Origin of the sequence: Bradyrhizobium sp. 142, from assembly GCF_023074015.1 — a bacterium.
Classification (GTDB): domain Bacteria; phylum Pseudomonadota; class Alphaproteobacteria; order Rhizobiales; family Xanthobacteraceae; genus Bradyrhizobium.
Genome location: NZ_JADPKQ010000387.1, coordinates 1 through 19,859 on the forward strand (window position 1 = coordinate 1; position 19,859 = coordinate 19,859).

Below are 19,859 nucleotides of genomic sequence, written 5' to 3' on the forward strand. Positions count from 1 at the left end.
GTTCGAAACCGCGTTCGCGCAAAACAAGGCACGATAACGCATCATGGCAACCGCACTGTCACAGAAATTATCGTGTCTCATTCCAGGGGTGCAGTCCAGTACTGTCTCCGCAAATGACTGCTTCCGGCCTGTCTCGCGCTTTTTCGACCGCATCACCCGGCCCGAGCAGATCATGTCCGCCTTCGAGCGCGCCATGCAGGTTCTGACGGATGCAGCCGAATGCGGACCCGTGACGCTCGCGCTCTGCCAGGATGTGCAGACGGAAGCCTTCGAATATCCCGACTGGTTCTTCGCCGAGCGCGTCTGGCAGCCGCGCCGCGCGCGGGCTGACGAAACGCAGTTGGCTCAGGTCGTCGCGCTGCTCAAGGCGGCCAAGCGCCCGCTTGTCATCGCCGGCGGCGGCATCCTCTATAGCGAGGCGGAAGGTGATCTCGCAGTCTTTTGCACGGCGCACGGCATGCCGGTGGCAGAAACGCAAGCCGGCAAGAGCGCGCTGCCTCACGACCATCCGCTGAATCTCGGCGCGATCGGCGTCACCGGAACTGGCGCGGCCAACGACGCGGCGCGGCAGGCTGATCTGCTGCTCGCGATAGGCACCCGGCTGCAAGATTTCACCACAGGCTCACGCTCGCTCTTCGCCGATCCCGCTTGCCGGATCGTCGGCCTCAATACGCAGACCTTTGATGCAGGCAAGCACCGTGGGCAGCCGCTCGTGGGCGATGCCAAGGTCGTTCTGGCGGAACTCGGCGCCTCGCTTCAGGGCTGGGCGGCACCTGCCATCTGGACCGAGCAGGCAAGGACCGGCCGCACGGCCTGGCTGGAAACGGCTGCGCGCTACACCGCGGCCGGCAACGAAATCTTGCCGAGCGATGCTCAGGTCATCGGCGCCGTTCAACGCCGCAGCCTGCCGAGCGATGTCGTGCTTTGCGCAGCCGGCGGCTTGCCCGGCGAGCTGCACAAGCTCTGGCAGCCGGGCGGGCCCGGCGGCTACCACATGGAATACGGCTATTCATGCATGGGCTACGAGATCGCCGGCGGGCTGGGCGTCAAGCTCGCCGATCCGGCGCGCGAAGTCGTCGTGATGGTCGGCGACGGTTCCTATTTGATGATGAATTCCGAGATCGCAACGTCGGTGATGCTTGGTGCCAAGCTCATCATCGTCGTGCTCGACAATCGCGGCTTTGGCTGCATCAACCGGCTCCAGAACGCGACCGGCGGCGCCTCCTTCAACAACCTCCTGCGCGACGCCCGTCACGAGATCTTGCCCGAGATCGACTTCGTAGCGCACGCTGCCGCGATGGGGGCGATCGCGCGCAAGGTCGCGAGCATCACTGACCTGGAAGCGGCGTTCGACGAGGCGCGACGTCACGATCGGACGAGCGTCGTCGTGATCGACACCGACCCGCTGCGCTCGACCGATGCCGGCGGCCATTGGTGGGATGTGGCGGTGCCGGAGGTCTCGGGGCGCGCGGAGGTCGAGGCCGCAAGGCGCAGTTATGTCGAGGCGCTCGTGCGCCGCAATTACTGATCGAGCGAGGACGAATGCCTATCCGTATCGGAGCGAACCCCATCGGCTGGTCGAACGATGATCTGCAGGAGATTGGCGGCGAGACACCACTCGAGACCTGCCTGCCGAGGCGCGCGAGGTGGGTTTCGAGGGCATGGAGCTGGGCCACAAATTTCCGCGCGAGCCGCAGACCCTGAAGGCTGCGCTCGCGCCCTTCGGTATGGCCTGCATCTCCGGCTGGTATTCTGCGGAGCTTCTGAAGCGCGATGCCGATGAGGAGATGCGGCATCTGCGCCCGCATCTCGATCTGCTGAAGGCGATGGGATCGACCGTGCTGGTCTTCGCCGAGACCTCGAATGCAATCCATGGCGATCGCAGCAAGCCGCTATCGCAGCGGCCGTTCATGAAGGCGGGCGACTGGGCGGAGTTCGGCCGCCGTATCACAGAGGTCGCGGAGCATACGCTCGCTGAGGGCGTCAGGCTGGTCTACCATCATCACATCGGCACAATCGTGGAAAGCGCGGCGGATATCGACGCCTTCATGGCGGCGACCGGCGAGGCTGCTCATCTCCTGCTCGACACCGGCCACGCCACGTGGGGCGGCGCCGATCCGGCTGCGCTGGCCCGACGTTATCGCGCCCGCATCAGCCATTTCCACGCCAAGGACGTGCGTCGGGCGGTGATGGAGCAGGCGCGCCGCGAGGATTGGAGCTTCCTCGATGCGGTGTTGGGGCAGGGCAGCGAGCTCGGTGTCTACACGGTGCCCGGCGACGGCATGGTCGATTATCCGGATGTCTTCCGCGGGCTTCCGGGCTATTCCGGTTGGATTGTGGTCGAGGCGGAGCAGGACCCGCAGAAGGCACACCCGCTGACCCATGCCAAGAAGGGAATTGCCCATCTGAAGCAGAGCCTGAAGGAGGCTGGGCTTGCCTAGCCCGGAGGCGCTATGGGGAGCTTCTCGTCAAGCCGAGCGGTGGACAACCCGGCAACAACGACCTTCGCGCCTTCCCTTGCGAATTTATGCGCGATGGCCTCACCGATGCCCGTGGCCGCGCCAGTCACGATTGCCATCCTGCCTTCCAGTCGACCTGTCATGATTCTCTGCCCTGGCTTTTGCCTCGTTGCCAGGCGTTGAACGAGTTGAAGCAGCTGATGTTCCATTCCGTCAGGGGGGAGCCTGCTGCACGCAAGATGCCGGAGCTCCGTTCAACGTCCCGCCCTTGAAATCTATGGAACCACACAAGCTCTGTGGCTCTGGCAACCCAACGGGGGCGTTCGATAAAACACCCATCGAACCCGATGAGTGAGGGCTGGGAGCGCATCGCGCAGGGTCTGCAATCGACTGCAGATGATCTTCCGCTTGGCGACGAAAACCACGTGCCATCATTGGTGTCGACACGGAGAAAAGTCTTTGCCTCCGGGTTCCTCCAGTCGCGGGCCGCTCAATCTGGCAATCCGTCTTGGAACGCGCAGCAACTGCATCTGTTGAGGTGGTGTTGAAGAAGCCGGCATTGGCGGGACTCGACACTGGTGATCGACATAGGAGGTGACAATGAAGATCAGCGAGGTGATGACACGCGATGCAAAAATCGTAAGTCCGACCGACACGCTCCAGCAGGCAGCAAAGCTGATGAAAGCTTGCGATTGTGGTGTGTTGCCGGTGGGTGAGAGGGACCGGCTCGTGGGCATGATCACCGATCGCGATATCGCGGTGCGCTGCATCGCAGAGGGCAAAGGGCCGGACTGCAAGGTCCGCGACGCGATGACCCAGGAGGTAAGATACTGCTTCGAGGACGAGGACACATCCCACGTCTGCGCGAACATGAGTGATATCCAGGTGCGGCGGTTACCGGTCCTGGACCGGAGCAAGCGCCTGGTCGGGATCGTATCGCTCGGCGATTTGGCGCGCCGGTCGGCTGGGACCGCGAAAGCCCTACACGGAATTGTTCGGCCGAGTCAGCAGCACAACCAGAGCGTCGCTGCGGCCTAGGGCTCAGAGCATGACCGGACAGGCGGCGCCGTGACGGACAAAGTGAAGCATCGGAACCATCGGCGCAAGTTCGTTGGCCGACGAAGATGTTGCTCACGAATAGACAACGGGCGAGCGCTCCTTTATCGCTCGCCCGCCGCCGGCGCGGAGTGATTAGGCGCGAAGGTCCGAGGTACAGTCCGAGAACGTTCATGGTGCCGACCACGCAGGTCTTCATCGTCCCGATCGGATCCTTTTGGTCGTGACGAGGCGAGGCGGGCAGGCGAGGCCGTAGATCCGATCGATATCATTCTCAGTGTTTCAACATGCCTGCTACTTTCCCGCGCCCGTCGTCAGGCCACTCACAATGTAGCGCTCGAGAAAGATGCCGACCAGGACGAGCGGGGCGATTGCCGCCGTCGACAGCGCCGCCATCGACCACCAGTTGATGCCTTGCGAGCCGGTCTGGCTCGCCACCATCACCGGCAGCGTCTTCGCATCCGTGCTGGTAAGGAGGGCCGCGAAGAAATACTCATTCCAGCATAGCACCAGCGACAGGATGAAAGCGGCCACCATCCCGGGCACCGCAAGCGGCAGGATGATGCGCAGGAACGCGCCCCAGGTCGACAGTCCATCGACGAAGGCGGCTTCATCGAGCTCGATCGGGATCGCGTTGAACTGGTCGCGCATGATCCAGATGACGATCGGCAGAACCGAGAGCGTATAGAGCAGGATCAGGCCGAACCGGGTATCGAGCAGCGCGAGCGCCTTGTAGAGCACGAGGAAGGGCAGGGCGAGCACGACCGGCGGCAAGATCAGTTGCGACATGAAGAAGAACAGGATGTCGTCGTTGCGCATCCAGGCGAATTTGTAGCGGAAGCGGCTGAGGCCATAGGCGGCAAGCGAACCGAGGATCAACGCGAGCAGGGATGCGCCGATCGAGGTGATGATGCTGTTGGCGAACCGGCTCATGAATTCCGCGCGGGCGGTCGAGGTGCCGAACAGCGTGTCTGGCGACAGCCCGAGCGAGCGCCATCCCTTCCAGTCCGGCTGGAAATCGACCCATGGGATCAGGTGGGCTTGCGTGACGTCGACTGCCGATTTGAACGACGTTGTCACCGTCCAGTAAATCGGGAACAGGCAAATGAAAGTCCAGAACAGGAGCGCGGCATAGATCAGCACACGGCCAAGCATCCGCTTGGCGCGCGGGGCCGCAGGATGCCGCCGGACGGGCTTCAATGCCGATGTCGATATCGACACGCGCGTGAACTCCTTGGTTCTAGACGACTCTCTGCGTCCAACGCTTCGACAAGCGAAGGAGTAGCGTCAGGAGGACGATGATCAGAACCAGATAAACCATGGCGAGTGCCGTGCCGTATCCGACATTGGAGCGGTCGCGGTACACGCGATAGATGAAACTTGATACGGTGTCGGTGGCGCCCCCGGGGCCGCCGGCCGTCACGTTGATCACGATGTCGGCAAGCTTCAGCTTGAAGATGATGCGGATGATGAGGACGGTGATGCTGACCGGCAGCATGATCGGAAAGGTAACGTGCCAAAACGACTGCCAGCCGTTGGCGCCATCGACCTTAGCGGCCTCCTGCACCTCCCGCGGCATGGCCTGGAGGCCGGCGAGCAGGATGATCATGATAAAGGGAATCGACACCCAGGCGTCCATCGCTTGGATGCTCAAGCGCGCCATCCACGACGAGGCGAAGAACGCCGGGTTCTCCCATCCGAGATAGCGCGCCAACGTCGCGGCGGGCCCGAAGCGAAATTCGAGGAGCGACTTGCCGATCATCCAGCTCACCGCGACCGGGCTCAGCATCATCGGCAGCAGGAACACGATGCGGAAAAATTTTCGCGCGCGGATCTCGGCGCTGAGCAGGAGCGCGAGGCCGAACGCGATCGCGTACTCGCCGAGGACCGCGACCGTGTAGAAGATCATGTTGCCCAGCGCGTTCCAGTAATAGGTATCGTTGAGCATCCCGACGAGATTGCCGAAGCCGCTGAAACGCGGGCCTTCGACCGAGCTGAGATTCCAGTCGAGCGAGGCGATATAGATTCCGAAGACGGTCGGGAAGATCACCACCGCAATGGTGAAGAACACCGCCGGCAGCAGGAACAGCGCGCGCTGGCCGCGCTCGCCGTGGATCAGCACCTGGGCGATGGCGAACGCAACGGCCCAGATGAGATAGGCGATGAGGATCGGTCGCCAATCGGAGAGCCCGGCCGCGGTCGCACCGGTCGTGTGCAGGATCTGGACGAGGAGCACGAGCAGGAAGCCGAGCGACGCCAGCGCGACAATCGCGCGGCCGGCGGCCTTCCGCCTAGCCGGTGCGCGTGCTACCGCGGGCTGGTGGTACAGGTCGTCGGTCACGGAAGCTGAATTCTGCATGGCACTCTGCCGATCCTGAATGACCGGCCGGCCGCCGGGTAAGTTTTCGGCTGGCACCGCGAGAGCGTCGCCAGCCGAGGGTCTTCGTGATGCTCATGCGGCTACACGCCGAGCGAGGCCTTGTAGAGTCCGATCTGCCGCTCGCGGCCGATCTGGTCGGTCAGCTTCTCCCAGGCGGCGGCGATGTTGTTCGCGCCGGTCTGCGCCTCGACCTTCCCGGCAAAAATCTTCGTCAGCTCATCCTCCGCGATGCTGTAGTACTGGAAGATGCCGGGGATGCGCGGCTCGACCGCCCGGTTCGGATGATTGTAGGAGCCGAGCTGCGAGTTGAGGTAGGAGGTGATGTATTTGCGGTCATAGCCCGCGGCCACCCATTCGTCGAACTGGAAGTGGCTGGCGCGGTGGGCCTGGAATCCCGATGGATACATCACCATCCACAGCGACAGATCCTTGCCGCCGAGATGCGCAGCCGCGCTCCAGGCGGCCTTGTGCTTCTTCTCGTCGCCATTGACCCTGGCCATCACATAGACGCCCCAGCCGAGATAGGCGCAGTTCGGCGCGTGGTTCGGACCGCTCGCGAGCTTGTCCCACTGTCCGGTCTTGGAATTATAGACATCGTCCGATCCCGGCAGGATGTCGAAGCCGACGATATCGCCGATGACCGAGGTATCGCTCGCCTTGGCGACCTGGCCGATGTCGCCCCACCAGGGGATCATGGAGCCGATGCCGGCGAGAAATTGCTGGAAGCCGGTGGTGTTCGGATCGGCGTTGAGCTGGTCGGCCGGCTCGAACGGCAGCGCGTCAACGACGTCCTGGATAGCGCGCACCCAGGCCGGATTGTTGATGCGCGGCTTCATCGTATCGATGTCGAACAGCCAAGCCTTGTCGTCGGGATGTTTGGCGTAGGCAGAGGCGCGGCTGCCGAGGAAATAGAAGCCGAAGCCGCCCCAGGGCTTTGGCGCATCGAGATAGCCGAAGGCATTCTGGTTCTTGATCTTCTTGCCTTTGAGGAATTTCGTCACCGCCTGGACCTGCTGCCAGGTTTTCGGCACGCCCCATTCGCCCGTGTTGCCCGCGTCCTTCCAGGCCTTGGCAAGGGCTGCGTCGGAGAACACGTCGGTGCGGTAGTTGAAGTTGTGGCAGTCGCCGTCGATGGTGACGCGATAGGTCTTGCCGTTCCAGGTTCCGACCGGCGGCTTCAGGTAGTCGACGTAGTCATCGATGTCGATCTGCCTTTTGACCCAGTCCGGCATCTCCGATGCCAGGCCCTTGCCGCAGACATCGCCCTCGAATGGCGCGCCCATCTCGAGGATGTCGAAATCGACCGTGCCCGTCGCGATCGCCTGCTGGAGCCGTGGGTTGTAGTCGGCCTGGGCGAGATCGATCCAGGAGATTTTCGCGCCCGTATAAGCTTCCCACGGCTTGAGGAAGCCGCGGAACAGGAGGTTGTGCAGGTTCTGATTGTTGAGTCCCATGAACGAGAGCTCGACGCCCCTGAATTCGCTTTCCTTGATGCTCGCCTTGGTCGGGCCGAGGCAGAGCTCGCCGACCTTCTGCCAATCGGCGTCGGTCGGTGCGCCCTTGCCGACACCTGGAATTTGCGTGATCTGCGCGCGTAGGTTGGCTTGCGCCAATGCGAGCTCCGAGAACGTGCCGAGTGCGCCGCTGGTCCCGAGTGCTGCGGCGCTCGCCGCGCCCCTCAGCACCGTTCGCCGGTTCGGCTGGGACGCGGAATGCTGATCGTGCTGGTTCATCGCGATACCCTCCAGTGTTTGACTTTCTTTGCGTGACTTTCTTTGTGAAGTCTAATTCGCCCGAGCACGTCGATGACGTGACGCTCGTGGCGATGGCGGCAGAGGCCGTGTCGAGTATGCAGCGGCACATATCAAAGTCAACGAATGCGCTTGAGGTTGAGGTCGCGCGTGCCGTCGATGCGTGAACGTTGAGCAGAGTCTTCGCAATGCCGCGCTGCAAGATGATTGATGCCGTGCAGCGCCGATCACCGTCGCGGTGATCGTGAATGAGCAGGTTCCGCGAGCGACATCATCTCGACGTCGTATTTATGTCAGACGCCTCGTGCAGCCGTGTCGTCGTACAGACGGTTTGAGGGGGTCACCTCAAGCCACATCCGGCGGGATGACGCCCTTCTTGAAGATGAAGCAACCATAGAAGCGCCGCTCTCCGGTCTGAACCACGCAATAGGATCTCTTCGCAAGCTCGTAGAATGCAAAGCGCTCGACTGAGGCCATCGGAACAGATCGGCCCTCCGCCGCATCGATTTCAGCCTGGACCTCGCTCTGCACAGGCGGAATGTCGTTGGGCTGGCCGACGATCTCCATGCGGGATGCCGGCTTGTCCACGAAGCTGTCGAGCGGCAGCACCGACAGGACCGCGCGCGCGGCGCGGCTTGCGGTGACGTTGTCGATGCGCAATAGCCGCCCCAGCACAGTCTGGCGCGCGACCGCGTCGGCCGGAAAGTTCGTGTCGCAAAGCACGAGATCGTCGCCATGCCCCATGGATCGCAGCGCATAGAGAACATCCGCATTCAAAAGCGGATCGATCGATTTCAGCATGCGGCGTCTCCCTTGACGAGATCAGGCTTTTTGGATTGATTGACTATCCGACGTTGTGGTGCCGTCGTCCATATCGATGTCCGCGATTTGCAAGCATCATGTTTCTCGGCATCGATCTCCGCACCTCGGCAGGCAAGACCGTCCTCTTCGATCGCGCTCAATCCGCGATCGCGAGTCGGCCGTAGAGGACGGCCTCGCCGCGTCCCGGTCTTGCTGTATGTCGCGATGTGCGCTTAGCCCGTATTCTTGACCGCCTCAGCTAGCATCGCATAAAGCTCGCTCTTGCTGAATTCATTAGGCTGCTGCCTCTTAAGCGGTTTCGATACCTTCTTTTCGATCGGGCTGGCACAGGCGGCCGACAACGCCGGCCTTCGCTTCGGGACTGGCCTTATTCTGGGCTTTGCTGCTGGCGGCTTGTGACCACGCTTCAGGCACAATCGAGTCAGCATCCCGCAAACTGCGTTACGGCTACAACCGAGTGCGCGCGCGATCTGTGCGGCGCTGTGTCCCAATGCCCAGAGTTCTTTGAGCAGCGCTACGTCTCTCTCATCCCAGCTCATGGGAGACACTATAACGCCGGCTGCCAACGAACGGCTAGTCTAGTCTTCGTCTGGCTCGCGCACGACCGGCGGTTCGTCGGCGAGGTCGTCCTCTTCTTCTTCCTCATCGTCATCTTCGTCTTCATCAGGATCGCGGGGCGGCATCGCGTTGCCGATGCTCACGAGCGGACTCCAGTCGATCAACCCAGGAGAAAAGACCTCGATGATGTGTAGTTTCATGTTATTCCTCCTCAAGAAATGCCAATGACCGGATGCGAAGACCTGACCACGGGTTGAGATGGTACCCGATTTGAACTCTTACTACCGCTCGGGCGTTCAAACCTTCGGAATGAGCATCCTTGGCGGCGGAGGGAGCTCAAGAGGAACCTGAGCCCAGAAGGAGTGGCTCCATGGCCCGTATTCAGAAAGATAGTCAGATAATCACACAGATCACTATCGTCGAAGCCGAACCGGCCAAGCAGGCGGAGGCGCTCTCGCTGATGGCTGATCGAGCCCGATTCATGGCGCGCCAGCCGGGCTTTGTATCGATCAGCTTGCATCGAAGCCTCGATGGTCGGCGCATCGTCAACTACATCCAATGGCAAAATCGCGAACAGCTGCATTCTGCCCACCAATCGCCGGGCTTTCGTAAGGAGTGGGGTAAGTTTGATAACTTGACCGATCAAATCGATCCCCATCTCTATGAAGTTGTCGAGGTTCTGGACGCCGAGTAAGCGGCGTCACGCTTGCATCGAGATCCCTGCACAGAGGCTTGACGTGTGGATCGGCGTGCCCTTCGAGCCACAATCGGCGCTCACGACTGGCCTCATCCCGCGTAAGCGCGGCAACTCAATCCTGCGCACGGGTCGATGTTGCACGAAAGGGACAATATTCAAGGCCGATACGCTCGCCTGAGCGTAGCCCCGCCTTTGGGGGGCTTTTGGGGGCTTGGGGGCGGAGCCACGCAGGCCCACGCATTTGCGCGCGGACCCGTGCGGTTAACCTGGGTCGACCGGACTCGTTCCTCCTGGCGGGCGGGTGGGAGCACAAAAACTACAAAAACTAAAGACTCTCGGTTCGGAAAGGATCATGATGCATTCCTCCAGGGGTTCCATGGATGACTGCCTCGACCAACGAGCGACCGATGTGTCCGGTATGCAAGCACCGGATGGGGTTGGCTCGCATCTCTCCCGGCCAAAGAGGAATCGAGGAGCGCACTTTCGAATGTTCGACCTGCGAGCGCACTGAAACTGTCTCTTTTGTCGTGGATCCGATGAACACGGATGCGGTCGGCTGGCTCGCCGGCGAACTGAAGCCGCCGCAATGATGCTCGGTGGGAGCTTCGTGAGTATGGGGCGGGCGTGATGGGCGCATTCGGATTTTGGCCGAGCGGGCTTAACGACGCCGATCGAGGCTTGTTTTTGTTACCTTCAGCCGTTCGTTGCGTCGCCGCAGGTCTTCCATCGTGGCGAGCAGGACTACTGAAACCATCGTCAGGATCGCCGCCGCCGCCGTGATGTCGGGCTGATGTTCGCCGAGCGCAAGAGCAACCCGGCGATGGAACCATGAAGGTGAAGAGCAGGAGCATCGCCGCCCCTGGTCTGCACTCTCACCTCGGTTCTAAGATTTTCTCTTTACCTTATTTCCCCGCCCGCGAAACGGCTCTGGATTCACCCCCCGCTCCGCCGGAGGCGACGCTGGCGCTTTCCCGGAACGGCGCATGGGTAGGCTGCGGCGCCGACAATTCCTGGCAATACATCCGATCGATCTTGCGCTGCATGAGCGCATAACAATCGCATGCGACACTCTCGAGCCGCGCCCGATCGATCTCTACAAATCCGCGCCGGTCGGACGGGACGGCTCCGGCCTTGCGTAGCTTGCTCATCGTCAGCGTCACTGTCGTCCGCCGCACCCCAAGCAATTGCGCAAGCGCCTCCTGGGTCACCGGCAGGAGGTCATCGGGAACGCGGTCGTGAAGCTGCAGAAGCCACCGCGCCATGCGGCCATCGACCCGGTGCAGCGCGTTGCAAGCGGCTACGTGCTGGAGTTGCAATAGCAGCGCGCGGGCGTGGAGCTGCACGACATTCCTGATGGCTGCGCTTTGCGCATAGGCAGCCCGAAATTTTGCGGCGGAAATCAGCGATGCCGTGCCAGCCACGCGAGCAACCGCGGTCACGGATGAAAGCGACGGGCCGAGCACAGAGAACGAGGCCAGAGCGCCTTCCCGTCCCATCAAGGTGGTCGCGACCGTTTGCCCGTCCGGCATATCGAGCATGAAGGCGATTGCGCCGCTGTGGGGAAAATAAACCGGATCGAGCTCATCGCCCGACCGCACAAGGACGGCATCGGGCTCAAACGAGACCTTCTGGAAGTAGGGCGTGAGCAAGCCGAGATCCGCCGGCGGCAACGCTGCCAGTAGCCGATTGCCGATGCCGGTGCGGTGGACGGTCACGATGCTTTCTTGTGAGCGAGCATCCAATGAACGACGGTATCCATTTATTTCATTCGCCATGATCATCCGAAATACGAGTTGCCGAAGGGGAATTATCCAAACAGAGCTATTAGTCGAGATCAAGCACGGACATTTGCGGAGACCTTGCCGGCGTCTCGCCGCGCAAGCAGGATCTTGCATACATCATACTATTCACCCGTTGCCACTCGGCGAGTGGGGCCTACGGGATGATCGACCAGTGATCGTTGTGGCAGCGCGGGTCCGCCCTTGGCGCGCCAGAGCGACGGCCGCTCGGACCGGCGACCATGGCTCTGGTACTTGCCCTCGTTCCCATGTTGCTGGAAGTCGCAGTTGGCTCACACGGCCATGAGAGAACGGCAACCCTTAATGTGCCTGATCGCAATCCGCCCTCGGCGCGTGATCAATGCTCCAACAACAAGCGATCGCCTTGTCGCGATGCCATCCAAGCTGGCACTCCATCTGGTGGAGATAGTAGCCCAGCATCAAGCGGCCGCCGCGGCGCCTGTGGCGGCGGGCGGTCTTACAGGCGCACACCGGTTGTAGCAAACGCCTGGGCGACGGGCTCCTGCACCTGATCCAAGAGCGCCATTGCTGCAGTTGCGATCACAATGGCTGCAGCGCAACCGAGCAGAAAAGCCTTCATGCGCAAACTCCACCATTTACAAGCCATACTCATCTTACGATGCCGCTTCCTATGGGTAGCTGTGACGAACGATCTAGAGTTCGCCGCCGTTGCTGCCGACTTTAAGGGCTCTTAAAAACAGGATCGATTGAAAATGCATCGCCCATTAACCCCAGCGATTGAAGGTCGGCGCTGTGCAAATCGATTTCCAATATGGCGAGGAGCAGCATGAGCACGACAACCGTGAGGACGAGGAGAGGCGAAGCTTCTCGGGCGGCTGGATCTTTAGCAATCAAAAGCACGCGCACGGCGCGTAGCCATGAGATCATTCGCAGCCATGGCCTCGATTGCCCCTGCATGCCGTCTTCCTTGACATGACGAGCAAAGACATAAGGCACCAAAGCTAGGACTCGCGCTGCCGCCATTCAAGTGAAGAATGCGGACGATGGGCGAACTGACCAAGTGCGTATCCAGGAACTGATCTCGACCCTTTCTCGTTGAATTTTGGCTCCAACGGAGGATCACGCCGTGAAGGCACCGACATCCATGCTATGCTAGGCAGCGCTTGGCAGTGGTCGTGGCCTTCGATGGTGCACTCGCCCAGTCTGGAAAGACAGGGTTGCCAGCAGCACAGACCCCTGCCGAAGAGAAGGGCCAACCGCAGCCACAGGGCTGGACGGGTCCGATCACTGCCCGATCACTACGGGTTCGGGCGGCGCGGCCGCCGAAAGTCCGCAAGGCCAGAGCCCGCCCGGGATGCAGGCGGCGCCCGAGGGCTCGTCCAAGAAGGTGGTGGCGCCGGAGACGTAGAGGTGATGCCGCGGACGTCTATTCGTACACTGTTGAAGGCACGGACGTGACCATGGTCGGCAGAGATTGATGGGATGGGCTTCGTGCGCCCGGGTCGCCGCGACCCTCCTGGAGGTTGTTGCTGCGCCAGCGGCGCACGCGCAGCTTGCGGGTCACGGGGGCCCCGTCCGTACGCTCGCCGTTTCGGCTGACGGCGACAGTCTGTTGTCGGGCAGCTTCGACACGTCCGCCATCCGCTGGTCGCTGAAAACCGACGCAGCGGGCGAGGTGTTGCGGTATCATGCGGGCGCCGTCAATGCCGTTGCTTTCCTGCAGGACGGCCGCATGATCACCGCGGGGGCCGACGCGCGGCTTGCGGTATGGACGGCCGGCCGGCCCCAGCCTGATCAAGTCCTGGAGGGGCATACCGGTCCCGTCGTGGCACTCGCCGTGGCGCCTGACGGATCGACGCTCGCCTCGGCCTCTTGGGACCATAGTGTGCGCCTCTGGTCTTTGGCTGATGGCGCCTCCCGCGAGTTCGAAGGTCACGCGCAGAATGTGAATGGTGTCGCCTTCGCTCCGGACGGCATGTCACTCGTGAGCGTCGGCTATGATCGTGCGTTGTGCATCTGGCGCTTGCCGGAGGGCCGGCCTGAAATGGTGCAACTGCCGGCGCCATTGAACGCCGTCGCCATCGCGCCCGGCGGCGAGATCGTCGCGGCAGGGGCTGACGGCAAGCTGCGCATGCTGACTGCGGACGGAGAGCCGGCGGGCGAGGTGGCCGCAGGCTCGGCACCGATCGTCGCTATGGCGCTTTCCGATGATGGGACCCTGATCGCCGCCGCAGGCATCGGCGGCACCGTTGCAATTGTGGAGCGCAAGTCGCGGAGTGTGTTGCGGACACTCGTGGGACCCGGTTTCCCGGTCTGGTCCGTCGTGTTCCTGCATGATGCGGAAACGCTCGTGACCGGAGGCGCGGACGGAAAGATCCGACGCTGGAACGTGCATACCGGCGAGCCGGTCGGTTCGAGCCCGTTCGGGACATCAGCGGATCCACTGGCCGCCTATGCGGGCGATCATGGCGCCGATGTCTTTCGCGCTTGTGTTGCCTGTCACACCTTGTCGGCCAAGGAGCCGCAACGCGCAGGGCCAACGCTCGCCGGACTGTTCGGACGGAAAATCGCCTCGCTCTCGGGCTATCGGTTTTCCGAGGCGCTCAAGACGATGGATATCGTCTGGACCCCCGAGACCGTCGCAAAGCTGTTTGAAGTCGGGCCCAACGCCTATACGCCGGGAACGAAGATGCCGGAACAGCGCATCGGATCGGCCGAAGACCGCCGCGCGTTGACCGACTTCCTGGCCCGGGCGACCTCGCGATAGGGGAGGGTCCCAACGTTAATTGAGGGACGTTCGCGCTCAGGTCTTGCTGTCCGGCCGGCGCAAATAATCCTCGGTGGTTCGGGGCGGCGCGCGTTCTGGCACGCCCACAAACGGATCGAACCGCTGTTCGCTCATCACGATCACGCGGCAATCCGCGCACATCCTGATGGCGTCGACGCGCTTGTCGCCCGCCGGATACATCCAATGCCGGCCCTCGAGCTTGCCCGCGATGCGATCAATCGTGCTCTTCACGCCGAACGCCGCGCCGCAGCGGATGCAAAGGGCAGGCTCTTCCTCCTTGATCACAATCGCGGGCGCGCGGCCTGCGCGGAAATCGACCTGGGGCTTCAGCGTGATGACCTTCTCGGGACAGGTGCTCTGGCAGAGGCCGCATTGCACGCAGGCATCTTCGACGAACTTAAGCATCGGGCGGTCAGGATCGTCGCGGAGCGCGCCGGTCGGGCAGACGGAGACGCAGGACAGGCACAGCGTGCATCCACCGGTATCAACGCTCACTGCGCCAATCGGGGCGCCCTGAGGCAAGGCAATGACGTCGACCGGCTTCGGCGCGAGACGATGCAGTTCGCTCAACGCGAAGCGAAGCAGGTCGCGCCGCTTGCCGACCGTCTTGAACGTCGCAGGCGTCTTCACCGCAGCAAGCCGCTCGATGCCCCTCAGTTGATCCAGCATTGAATCCGGATCGTCAGTTTCGATCGCAGTGACCCGGCGCCCGTCAAATCCGAGGCCCGCAAGGATAGTCTCTCCCATGCTGATCGTTTGGGTCAGTCCAGTCACGTCATGCCGCGGCTTGCCGCGGAGCAAAAACCGGAACGCGGTCGCTCCGTAGGCAAATGCGCCGATGACGGCCTCAAGCCCGATCTGCGTCACCTCGTTGACGGCCAGAGGGATGACGTGGGCAGGCAGGCCATCCCCGTGCCGCGCCAGCGCGTCGATCAACGGCGTGCCGTGTTGGCGGTCGTGCAACAACAGCACGGGGCTCGATCCACCCGCCTGATGATAGGCGAGCAGCATGGCGCGGATGGTCTGAAGCTGGGTGTCCGCGGGCGGCAACGCGTAGGAGGCGGCACCCGTCGGACAGGCGGCGGCACATTGGCCGCAGCCGGCGCAAATCTCGGCATCGATGGCAACATGATCGCCGGCTGGCGTGATCGCATTCGTGGGGCATAGATCAAGACAGCGATGGCAGCCGGTCAGATTCGAGCGCGAATGGGCGCAAAGATCGGGCGTGAACTCGACGTATTTAGGCTTATCGAAACGCCCGACGAGGTCACGCGCGCTCAGGACGGCGCAGAGCATCGCGCCCCGGTCCTTGGGATCGGCCCGCAGGTAACCGTCGCGCAGATCATGCGCCTGAAACAGCGGTCTCTCTCCCGATAGGTCAAGGATGATGTCGCAACGCGAGGCGGCGTCGTTGCGTGGAGTTTCAAAGACGTAGTGATCGCGCGAGGAGGGATGCGGGCGAGCGTAGTCGTCGATGGTGAGCTCGAAAGCGCCAAAATGTCCTCTGGCGTTGCGGATCGTTCCCTTAACGACCGGGAAGGGCGTTGCCAGAGGCGAGACGATCTCGCCCGGGTTCCTCAGCATCACCGTCACATCGAGGTGATCCGAAAGCAGCCTCCCGGCTTCGATCGCCGCCTCGTCCCTGCCATAGATCAGGACGACCCCGTCGCTCGCAAGCGTGATCAGCGGATAATCGGGCGCCTGCACGGCGCTCGCTGCGAGCAGCGCCGCCATTTTGGGGCCCGCTTGCGCGCCTTCGGTCGACCAGCCGGCCGTCTCGCGAATGTTCACGAAGGCAATCGGCGCGGAACGCTCGCCGGCTTCCTCCGCAAACAAGGATTGCTGATACGTGCAGGCAACGGTCAGAGGGCTTTCTGCCTTTGCGCCTGCGCAAAAGTGGCCGAGCTCGGGGCCGCACAGGTGACGAAAACTCTTGACGTCGCCATTGCTGCATCCACGCTTGATCGCGGCCACGTCAAGCCGCATCGTGTCTTCACACGAGCAAATCAGGATGGTCTTCGCTGGCTGCTCCAGGATCATCCCTCCAAGAAGGCGACGAATGACGGACTCGCGCTGATCCTTTGCCTCGTATAGATATTGTCAATCGGGAAAAAGGAGAAAGTGGAGGAAGGCCTGCGGTCGATCCCAACCAGCCACGCTTCCATGGCGGAACAGATCCAATTGCCGCCGCCCTTTACCTTGGTCCGGTTGCGCGAGAGCGGAGATGCCTTCGCCCATGCATGCCGCATTGCACCCGAAAGCGGTGCCGGCACGCTGGTCTATGTAGGGCGGTTCGACCTCGCCGAGTTCGCGGTGGTGCTGGAGCCGGCCGAGCCGCTGACCACCGCACGCCGCGCCTTTTACGCCGGCATGGTTGCTCTGACGGACGCCTTGCGCGCCTATGCGCCGCCGGCCAAGGAGGTTGCGGTCGGTTGGCCCGATACGGTGAGGATTGACGGAGGGCTGGTCGGAGGGGCACGGCTTGGCTGGCCCGCATCCGCGGACGAGGATGAGCCGCCGGGCTGGCTTGTGTTCGGGGCCATGATCCGGACAGTCATGATGAACGATCGTGATCCCGGTGTTCGCCCGCTTGCCTCCGCCCTGGATGAGGAAGGGTTCGGCGAGGCCGGTGCAGTGCAGATGACAGAGAGCTTTGCGCGGCACCTGATGCGGGCGATCGACAGCTGGCAGGTCGATGGATTTGACAGCGTCGCGCGCGACTATCTCAGCCGCATCCCTCGCGAGCGGCAGCTGGTTCGACGCATCGATGATCGCGGCGATTTGCTCACGCGCCGCATCGGCAGTGACGCGACCGAGCGGGCAGACCTTGTTAAGGCGCTCGCCACGCCATCGTGGCTCGATCCGAAGCTCGGAGGGCCAGGGTCGTGAAAAAGACTGCGAAACTTCTGCGCACCATCGCGCTCGATGTCTCCGATACCTTCACGTTCGACGTGCCGGCAATGCCAGGCGAGTGGGCCGTCTCCGGCGCCTTCCGCTTCTGCGATCAGGACCCGGCGAAGCTAAGCGGAAAGGCGCGCGCCGCCTTCCGCAGCGGCTTTCTCGGCGTGCAATCCTGGGGATGGTCGACCCTGGCGCAGATTGTTCCGGCGAGCGAGGATGATTGCCAGGTGCTGGTCGAACTCCTTGCCAGGCAACTCGTTGATCGGTTCGGCGCACCGGACATGGCAATTGCGAGGGCCGCTGCGGAAGAGGAAGTCACCTTTGTGCAGTCGCTCTGCACGCACCCGATCAGCTCGCTCATTGCGGTCCATCGTTCGGCGGGCGATGGCGAAGTCCACGAGGGCTTCCGCAAGCTGCAACTGCGGGAAGGGCAGCGGCATGGCAAGGCGTTCTCGTTCATGGAAATCGAGGATGATGTCAAAGCCGGCAGCGATCTTAACTATTCTGAGGGGGGCCAGGAGCCGCCCCTCCGATGAGTGATTTCTGGATCGCATGCGGCCATCATCTGCTCGATCGCGACGAGAGCGGCGGACTTCGTGTCACCGACGAATTCTTGAAGGCTTATTTTGTCCGTCCCGAGCTGATGCCGCCGAAGGACGCGTGCCCGGTCGAACGAAGACTGCATCGTGAGATGCTTGCTGATCCGCGCCGGCCGGTCGGAGCCGACGAGGTCGCTGCGATCGCCGATGAGGACGCGCGGGAGAACTGGCGCCTCGTGGTGGCGTTTCGCGATCTCATGTTGCGGCACCCGACGCTCGAAGCTGCGTATCTTGCGGTCCTGCGTTCGTCGTCGAACGACCTGCCGCCGCTGTTCATCAATCAGCTCGTGCACGTGATCTTGCGCAATGCGCTTGACGGCAACGACGATGTGTTCGTGCTGCGCGCCGCCGAGCTGTTCTTCCGGCCGCAGCGGATCCTTCCGCATGAACAGGCCTTGCTGCTTGGCGATGAAGAGCTTGTCGGCGGTCGCAGCCCGACGCCTGTCTTGTCGCTGATCTCGATGCTGGGCACCCAGACTGACGCCCAGCTCGATGTCTTGAGCGAGGAAAACGCCGAGAGCTATTGGAAACGCAGCGACCAGTTCGATATGGCCTTCGATCTCACCGCAGGCGGGCGAGGATCTCGCGCGCTGGCACAGGCGATGACACGCTGGGTCTCCCATCTGCTCGGGATCGATGTTGCCATTGAACCGCTGACGGAACTGCGCGAGGTAAAGCTGGCCTGGTATGTCGGATTGGACGCTGACGCCACCAAGACGGGCGATCGGCTTTGGCACGGCGAGGAACTTGACGGGCCCAGCGCAGAGCGAATTCTTTCGCTGTTTCGCCTGACCTTTGCGGATCCTCGGCTCGTTATGGAGACCTTGCGGGGCGAGCCGGCCTATCTGATCCTGGCGATGACAGCCGATCAGAAGCTCCGGATGAAGCCGCAGAACCTGTTGACGGGGCTCCCGATCGGGCGCCTGGAAACGATGTCATGAGCGTTGCCCTGCCACTCCAGCGTATCCCCGTCGGCATCGTCGTCGAACGGCGCAAGGCGGATTCGCCCTGGGTGGATTTCATTTGGCGGAGCGCCGCCGTATTGCCTGACAATCCGGACGTGGAGCCCTGGACAATCTTGCGCGAACAGGGCGGCACGACCTGGTTCTATGCCGGCAGTGCAACGGTTGATCTGTACGTGTCGGAAACCGCGCGTTACCGCGACAATGTTGCCTCCGGCACGCCGAGCATCTGGGTGGTCTTGAGCCCATCCGAGGGGGCCTGGCCTTATGCGATCGCCGCCGCGACTGCTGATCCCGCGGAAGGGGAGGGGTTTACCGAGGCCGCTGACAATCTGGTTGAAGCCGTACCGATGCCCGAGGTGGTGCGCGAGGTGATTGAAAGCTTTATCGCCGAACACCACGTCGAGAGAGAGTTCGTCAAACGCGAGCGACGGCGCGCCGATCCCGAGGCCCTGGCGCGTCGGCAGCATGAAGGCGGGCAAGAATGACCGAGGAAGAGTTTCTCGCACGTTGGTCGCGCCGCAAGCGCGAGTCAGAATCGAATGCTCCGCTGGCGCCGGAAACAGCGCGGCCGGCCGGTGAAGCCCCGGTGCCGTCCCCGGCGGCCGAGGCCGAACCTTATGTGGATCTCGGGAGCTTGCCGTCGATCGATGCGATCACCGCCGCGACCGACATCACCGCGTTCCTGCGCAAAGGTATTCCGCCGGAATTGGTGCAAGCGGCTCTTCGGCGCGCCTGGACGACCGACCCGGCGATCCGCGATTTCGTGGGGCTCGCCGAAAACGCCTGGGACTTCAACGATCCGAATGCCATGGCGGGCTTCGGACCGCTCGATTGCTCGCAGGCGGAGCTGGCAGCCTGGGTCGACCGGATCATCGGGGGTCTGCGTGACGTCGCAGAGGCACAGCCTGACGCGCCGACGCAATTGCAGGAGTCCTCGGACGTTCCGAATGGGCATATTGCGCACTCCGCTGTGCTTACAGAGACGCCTGATGAAGCCGTGCCCAGGGAGATCGCGGCTCCCGTTGCATCGCAACCGATCCCGGAAGTCGATACAGTGCGGCGCCGCATTCATGGCGGTGCCCTGCCTCAATAAGTGTTGCTACCAAATGCTATAGCCTCAACC

21 protein-coding genes and 2 pseudogenes are annotated in these 19,859 nt (G+C 62.6%); 12 read left to right on the plus strand and 11 right to left on the minus strand.

Annotated elements, in window-relative coordinates:
• Positions 1 to 43: 43 nt before the first annotated feature.
• From IVA82_RS35120 to IVA82_RS35130, 3 genes and pseudogenes are all read left to right on the plus strand, one after another.
• A complete protein-coding gene (locus IVA82_RS35120; protein ID WP_247493744.1) occupies positions 44 to 1,528 on the plus strand; it encodes a thiamine pyrophosphate-dependent enzyme in 1,485 nt (494 codons plus the stop codon).
• A gap of 14 nt (positions 1,529 to 1,542) precedes the next feature.
• Positions 1,543 to 2,441, plus strand: a pseudogene (iolE, locus tag IVA82_RS35125) (myo-inosose-2 dehydratase).
• 618 nt (positions 2,442 to 3,059) lie between these two features.
• A complete protein-coding gene (locus IVA82_RS35130; RefSeq protein WP_247389920.1) occupies positions 3,060 to 3,497 on the plus strand; it encodes a CBS domain-containing protein in 438 nt (145 codons plus the stop codon).
• Positions 3,498 to 3,672: 175 nt separating this feature from the next.
• Here IVA82_RS35130 and IVA82_RS35135 read toward each other — a convergent pair.
• The 4 genes and pseudogenes from IVA82_RS35135 to IVA82_RS35150 all read right to left on the minus strand — a co-directional run.
• Positions 3,673 to 3,782: pseudogene (locus IVA82_RS35135) on the minus strand (SDR family NAD-dependent epimerase/dehydratase); the annotation flags it as partial.
• 27 nt (positions 3,783 to 3,809) lie between these two features.
• On the minus strand, positions 3,810 to 4,670 hold the full coding sequence (locus tag IVA82_RS35140; RefSeq protein WP_148740334.1) for a carbohydrate ABC transporter permease: 861 nt from the start codon (positions 4,668 to 4,670) through the stop codon (positions 3,810 to 3,812).
• 85 nt (positions 4,671 to 4,755) lie between these two features.
• Positions 4,756 to 5,874 carry a sugar ABC transporter permease gene (locus tag IVA82_RS35145; protein WP_247389921.1) on the minus strand — a complete coding sequence of 373 codons (1,119 nt, stop codon included), beginning with the start codon at positions 5,872 to 5,874 and terminating at the stop codon, positions 4,756 to 4,758.
• 101 nt (positions 5,875 to 5,975) lie between these two features.
• Positions 5,976 to 7,628: an extracellular solute-binding protein gene (locus tag IVA82_RS35150; protein WP_247389922.1), complete on the minus strand. Its 1,653-nt coding sequence runs from the start codon at positions 7,626 to 7,628 to the stop codon at positions 5,976 to 5,978.
• A 14-nt stretch (positions 7,629 to 7,642) separates the two neighbouring features.
• Between IVA82_RS35150 and IVA82_RS35155 the strand changes: the two genes are divergently transcribed.
• Positions 7,643 to 7,813, plus strand: coding sequence for a hypothetical protein (locus IVA82_RS35155; protein WP_247493745.1), 171 nt, complete (start codon positions 7,643 to 7,645; stop codon positions 7,811 to 7,813).
• Positions 7,814 to 7,991: 178 nt separating this feature from the next.
• Here IVA82_RS35155 and IVA82_RS35160 read toward each other — a convergent pair whose 3' ends face one another.
• The 3 genes from IVA82_RS35160 to IVA82_RS35170 form a co-directional block, all read right to left on the minus strand.
• Positions 7,992 to 8,447, minus strand: a complete 456-nt coding sequence (locus tag IVA82_RS35160; protein ID WP_247389923.1) for an RbsD/FucU family protein — start codon at positions 8,445 to 8,447, stop codon at positions 7,992 to 7,994.
• Positions 8,448 to 8,680: 233 nt separating this feature from the next.
• Entirely contained in the window at positions 8,681 to 9,007 is a 327-nt protein-coding gene (locus tag IVA82_RS35165; protein WP_247389924.1) for a GcrA family cell cycle regulator, read from the minus strand.
• Between the two features lie 39 nt (positions 9,008 to 9,046).
• A complete protein-coding gene (locus tag IVA82_RS35170) occupies positions 9,047 to 9,226 on the minus strand; it encodes a hypothetical protein (RefSeq protein ID WP_247389925.1) in 180 nt (59 codons plus the stop codon).
• Positions 9,227 to 9,396: 170 nt separating this feature from the next.
• Here IVA82_RS35170 and IVA82_RS35175 point away from each other — a divergent pair, with 170 nt between their 5' ends.
• Entirely contained in the window at positions 9,397 to 9,720 is a 324-nt protein-coding gene (locus tag IVA82_RS35175) for an antibiotic biosynthesis monooxygenase family protein (RefSeq protein WP_247389926.1), read from the plus strand.
• A 383-nt stretch (positions 9,721 to 10,103) separates the two neighbouring features.
• On the plus strand, positions 10,104 to 10,313 hold the full coding sequence (locus IVA82_RS35180) for a response regulator (RefSeq protein ID WP_247389927.1): 210 nt from the start codon (positions 10,104 to 10,106) through the stop codon (positions 10,311 to 10,313).
• A 312-nt stretch (positions 10,314 to 10,625) separates the two neighbouring features.
• Here IVA82_RS35180 and IVA82_RS35185 read toward each other — a convergent pair whose 3' ends face one another.
• The 3 genes from IVA82_RS35185 to IVA82_RS35190 all read right to left on the minus strand — a co-directional run bounded on the left by IVA82_RS35185 (position 10,626) and on the right by IVA82_RS35190 (position 12,479).
• Positions 10,626 to 11,438 (minus strand): Crp/Fnr family transcriptional regulator, encoded by an 813-nt coding sequence (locus IVA82_RS35185; protein ID WP_247389928.1) that lies wholly within the window; start codon positions 11,436 to 11,438, stop codon positions 10,626 to 10,628.
• A 541-nt stretch (positions 11,439 to 11,979) separates the two neighbouring features.
• A complete protein-coding gene (locus IVA82_RS48645; protein WP_256469763.1) occupies positions 11,980 to 12,102 on the minus strand; it encodes a hypothetical protein in 123 nt (40 codons plus the stop codon).
• A 101-nt stretch (positions 12,103 to 12,203) separates the two neighbouring features.
• A complete protein-coding gene (locus tag IVA82_RS35190) occupies positions 12,204 to 12,479 on the minus strand; it encodes a hypothetical protein (protein WP_247389973.1) in 276 nt (91 codons plus the stop codon).
• Positions 12,480 to 12,960: 481 nt separating this feature from the next.
• On the opposite strand from IVA82_RS35190, the gene IVA82_RS35195 reads away from it, so the two are divergent.
• Positions 12,961 to 14,250 (plus strand): c-type cytochrome, encoded by a 1,290-nt coding sequence (locus IVA82_RS35195; protein WP_247389929.1) that lies wholly within the window; start codon positions 12,961 to 12,963, stop codon positions 14,248 to 14,250.
• Positions 14,251 to 14,286: 36 nt separating this feature from the next.
• On the opposite strand, the gene IVA82_RS35200 is transcribed toward IVA82_RS35195, so the two are convergent.
• On the minus strand, positions 14,287 to 16,257 hold the full coding sequence (locus tag IVA82_RS35200) for a 4Fe-4S binding protein (RefSeq protein WP_247389930.1): 1,971 nt from the start codon (positions 16,255 to 16,257) through the stop codon (positions 14,287 to 14,289).
• A gap of 177 nt (positions 16,258 to 16,434) precedes the next feature.
• Between IVA82_RS35200 and IVA82_RS35205 the strand changes: the two genes are divergently transcribed.
• The 5 genes from IVA82_RS35205 to IVA82_RS35225 are packed head-to-tail and all read left to right on the plus strand — an operon-like array spanning position 16,435 to position 19,829.
• A complete protein-coding gene (locus IVA82_RS35205) occupies positions 16,435 to 17,160 on the plus strand; it encodes a biotin/lipoate--protein ligase family protein (protein WP_247389931.1) in 726 nt (241 codons plus the stop codon).
• Positions 17,157 to 17,708 (plus strand): DUF6505 family protein, encoded by a 552-nt coding sequence (locus tag IVA82_RS35210; protein WP_247389932.1) that lies wholly within the window; start codon positions 17,157 to 17,159, stop codon positions 17,706 to 17,708. Before IVA82_RS35205 ends, IVA82_RS35210 begins: the two co-directional genes overlap by 4 nt.
• Positions 17,705 to 18,712, plus strand: coding sequence for a DUF6352 family protein (locus IVA82_RS35215; protein WP_247389933.1), 1,008 nt, complete (start codon positions 17,705 to 17,707; stop codon positions 18,710 to 18,712). Before IVA82_RS35210 ends, IVA82_RS35215 begins: the two co-directional genes overlap by 4 nt.
• Positions 18,709 to 19,221 carry a DUF3305 domain-containing protein gene (locus IVA82_RS35220; RefSeq protein WP_247389934.1) on the plus strand — a complete coding sequence of 171 codons (513 nt, stop codon included), beginning with the start codon at positions 18,709 to 18,711 and terminating at the stop codon, positions 19,219 to 19,221. Before IVA82_RS35215 ends, IVA82_RS35220 begins: the two co-directional genes overlap by 4 nt.
• Positions 19,218 to 19,829 carry a DUF3306 domain-containing protein gene (locus IVA82_RS35225; protein ID WP_247389935.1) on the plus strand — a complete coding sequence of 204 codons (612 nt, stop codon included), beginning with the start codon at positions 19,218 to 19,220 and terminating at the stop codon, positions 19,827 to 19,829. The genes IVA82_RS35220 and IVA82_RS35225 overlap by 4 nt, the downstream gene beginning before the upstream one ends.
• The last annotated feature ends 30 nt before the right edge of the window (positions 19,830 to 19,859 follow it).

What these genes read in the sequence shown, in the direction of transcription:
- IVA82_RS48645 (WP_256469763.1), bottom strand. Translation starts at nt 12,102, where the DNA reads ATGAAGGCTTTTCTGCTCGGTTGCGCTGCAGCCATTGTGATCGCAACT.
- IVA82_RS35165 (WP_247389924.1), bottom strand. Translation starts at nt 9,007, where the DNA reads ATGAGCTGGGATGAGAGAGACGTAGCGCTGCTCAAAGAACTCTGGGCA.
- IVA82_RS35120 (WP_247493744.1), top strand. Translation starts at nt 44, where the DNA reads ATGGCAACCGCACTGTCACAGAAATTATCGTGTCTCATTCCAGGGGTG.
- IVA82_RS35180 (WP_247389927.1), top strand. Translation starts at nt 10,104, where the DNA reads ATGACTGCCTCGACCAACGAGCGACCGATGTGTCCGGTATGCAAGCAC.
- IVA82_RS35160 (WP_247389923.1), bottom strand. Translation starts at nt 8,447, where the DNA reads ATGCTGAAATCGATCGATCCGCTTTTGAATGCGGATGTTCTCTATGCG.
- IVA82_RS35175 (WP_247389926.1), top strand. Translation starts at nt 9,397, where the DNA reads ATGGCCCGTATTCAGAAAGATAGTCAGATAATCACACAGATCACTATC.
- IVA82_RS35205 (WP_247389931.1), top strand. Translation starts at nt 16,435, where the DNA reads ATGGCGGAACAGATCCAATTGCCGCCGCCCTTTACCTTGGTCCGGTTG.
- IVA82_RS35130 (WP_247389920.1), top strand. Translation starts at nt 3,060, where the DNA reads ATGAAGATCAGCGAGGTGATGACACGCGATGCAAAAATCGTAAGTCCG.
- IVA82_RS35145 (WP_247389921.1), bottom strand. Translation starts at nt 5,874, where the DNA reads ATGCAGAATTCAGCTTCCGTGACCGACGACCTGTACCACCAGCCCGCG.
- IVA82_RS35200 (WP_247389930.1), bottom strand. Translation starts at nt 16,257, where the DNA reads ATGCGGCTTGACGTGGCCGCGATCAAGCGTGGATGCAGCAATGGCGAC.
- IVA82_RS35220 (WP_247389934.1), top strand. Translation starts at nt 18,709, where the DNA reads ATGAGCGTTGCCCTGCCACTCCAGCGTATCCCCGTCGGCATCGTCGTC.
- IVA82_RS35215 (WP_247389933.1), top strand. Translation starts at nt 17,705, where the DNA reads ATGAGTGATTTCTGGATCGCATGCGGCCATCATCTGCTCGATCGCGAC.
- IVA82_RS35225 (WP_247389935.1), top strand. Translation starts at nt 19,218, where the DNA reads ATGACCGAGGAAGAGTTTCTCGCACGTTGGTCGCGCCGCAAGCGCGAG.
- IVA82_RS35150 (WP_247389922.1), bottom strand. Translation starts at nt 7,628, where the DNA reads ATGAACCAGCACGATCAGCATTCCGCGTCCCAGCCGAACCGGCGAACG.
- IVA82_RS35140 (WP_148740334.1), bottom strand. Translation starts at nt 4,670, where the DNA reads ATGCTTGGCCGTGTGCTGATCTATGCCGCGCTCCTGTTCTGGACTTTC.
- IVA82_RS35170 (WP_247389925.1), bottom strand. Translation starts at nt 9,226, where the DNA reads ATGAAACTACACATCATCGAGGTCTTTTCTCCTGGGTTGATCGACTGG.
- IVA82_RS35195 (WP_247389929.1), top strand. Translation starts at nt 12,961, where the DNA reads ATGGGATGGGCTTCGTGCGCCCGGGTCGCCGCGACCCTCCTGGAGGTT.